This window comes from Solemya elarraichensis gill symbiont (genome assembly GCF_002021095.1).
Classification (GTDB): domain Bacteria; phylum Pseudomonadota; class Gammaproteobacteria; order Chromatiales; family Chromatiaceae.
Genome location: NZ_MPRK01000288.1, coordinates 1 through 1,992 on the forward strand (window position 1 = coordinate 1; position 1,992 = coordinate 1,992).

The following is a 1,992-nucleotide window of genomic DNA, read 5'->3' on the forward strand; positions in this document are numbered from 1 at the left end:
ATGCAGGAGGCCGGTATTAAAGGGCTCGTCAGCTATCCGCCACCTCCGGTGGAGAGGGAGCGTCCGCTAGTGATGGATAATCCTGCCTGGGCGAAACCTTTTGAAGTGTTTGCGTCATTACTGGGTACGCCAGGTGCTAACGAGGCAGATCCGGCCAAACTGCTGGCCCTGATCGTGCCACTGATATTCGGTTACATGTTTGGCGATGTCGGACATGGCCTGTTACTGGCTGCTGCAGGCTGGTATTTCCATAAACGCTGGCCAGCACTTGGTGTGCTTTTTGCCTGCGGTATATCGGCAACCTTTTTCGGTTTCGTATTTGGCAGCGTGTTTGGTAATGAACACCTGCTTACTCCGCTGTGGGTCAATCCTGTCAAGGAGCCACTGCCGGTTCTCATGGTGCCCCTGGCCGGCGGTGCCGTGCTGTTGTTGCTGGGTATGTTGATGAACGCTGTTGAGGCATGGTGGGCAGGCCGTTTCAGAAGCTGGTTTCTGTGTGATGCCCCGGTAGTGTTGATGTACCTCTCCATTATCGCGCTATTCTTTAACAGTTCTGCGCTATTGGTATTTGTACTTGCCTTGTGCTGGTACATGCTCGGTCATCTGCTTGTGCAAGAGGAGAATCGTCTCAGGAACCTGATGCTCTCTCTCGGTGGCCTGGTTGAAATGCTGTTCCAGTTGTCTGTCAACACTGTCTCATTTATCAGGGTGGGCGCTTTTGCGTTGGCACATGCAGGGCTTTCCCTGGCATTCACCATCATGGCGGAAAGCATCACGAATATATTTGTTTCGGTTTTTATACTTTTTCTGGGTAATGCAATTGTCATTCTTCTGGAAGGACTGGTGGTCTCGATTCAGACAACCCGTCTTGTGCTTTTTGAGTTTTTTATCCGTTTTTTGCAAGCCGAGGGACGTACGCTTCGTCCTCTCAAGGCTCCCGAACACGCATTTTTGAAGAGGAGAAAAGAGTGAACAGACATAACAACACCCTGCTGATTCTGTCCGGGTTCAGCGCAGTCGTTGCGGTCGCAGCAACCCTGCTTCTGTTGTTTGGCAATGTGCAGGCTGAAGAGTCAGTAGCCGCAGTAGTAGTAGATGCTTTGCCGCCCGAGGTAATGCAGTGGGGTTTTCTCGCCGCAGCCCTCTCTACAGGTCTGTCAGCACTTGGTGCCGGTATTGCGGTGGCATCAGTTGGTAGTGCTGCAATCGGTGCACTTGCCGAGAAGCCTGAACTGTTGGGCCGTTCGCTGATCATCATCGGCCTCGCGGAAGGTATTGCTATCTATGGTCTCATCATCTCGATACTGATCCTTAACAGGTTGCTGTAAATGCTGTCTGAAGTTCTGTTTATCGGTGATGAGGTGACAGCGGCCGGTTTCAGGCTGGCTGGTGTGACCGTGATGACGCCTGAGAAAGAGAAATTGCACGAGGTGTTGGCACAAGCGTGTGAAAAGGCATCGTTGATACTCGTCACGGCAGAATTCATGGAGGCACTCGATATGCAACTGCAACAGGAGTACATGATGAAAGTTTCTCCAATGATTGTGGTCATTGCAGATATTAATAACAGTGTTCCGGTGATGGATCTTGCAGTTCAGGTTCGCCGTACACTGGGGATACTTGAATGAAGCAGGAAGAATCCAGGGTCACGCAGCAAGCTGAAAAGCTGCTGGATCTGACGAGTTCATGGGCTGAGAAACGCTGTGACGAGATATCGACAGAGTGTGACAGGCAGGTAGAGGAGGTTCTCAACAGCGCACACCATGATGCGCGTCTGCGTTTGCACAGCCACTTCGAGTCTGACCGTACTGCCAGCAGGCAGCGTCTTGCAGCTCTCGAGGCAGCCCAGGAGAGGCATGCGCGGGAAGAGCAGCAGCGCCAACAGGTATCGCTGGTCAAAGAGATCATCGATGGTTTGAAAGGTGAACTGACTACGCGCTGGAAGAGTGATGAGCAGCGGTCTGGCTGGGTCGACACTTTCTGGCAGTTGGC

General features: G+C 52.3%; 4 protein-coding genes. All 4 read left to right on the top strand.

The window, feature by feature from the left end; genetic code table 11:
- On the top strand, positions 1 to 972 hold a 972-nt coding region (locus tag BOW51_RS11310; protein ID WP_078477623.1), incomplete at its 5' end, for a V-type ATP synthase subunit I.
- Positions 969 to 1,328, top strand: a complete 360-nt coding sequence (locus tag BOW51_RS11745) for an ATP synthase subunit C (RefSeq protein ID WP_245828670.1) — start codon at positions 969 to 971, stop codon at positions 1,326 to 1,328. The genes BOW51_RS11310 and BOW51_RS11745, both read left to right, overlap by 4 nt.
- Positions 1,329 to 1,628 carry a V-type ATP synthase subunit F gene (locus BOW51_RS10245; protein WP_078477624.1) on the top strand — a complete coding sequence of 100 codons (300 nt, stop codon included), beginning with the start codon at positions 1,329 to 1,331 and terminating at the stop codon, positions 1,626 to 1,628.
- Positions 1,625 to 1,992: hypothetical protein (locus BOW51_RS10250; RefSeq protein ID WP_135568251.1), on the top strand; the 368-nt coding region annotated here is incomplete at its 3' end. The genes BOW51_RS10245 and BOW51_RS10250, both read left to right, overlap by 4 nt.

Coding starts and splice junctions, on each gene's coding strand:
- BOW51_RS10245 (WP_078477624.1), top strand. CDS start 1,329: ATGCTGTCTGAAGTTCTGTTTATCGGTGATGAGGTGACAGCGGCCGGT.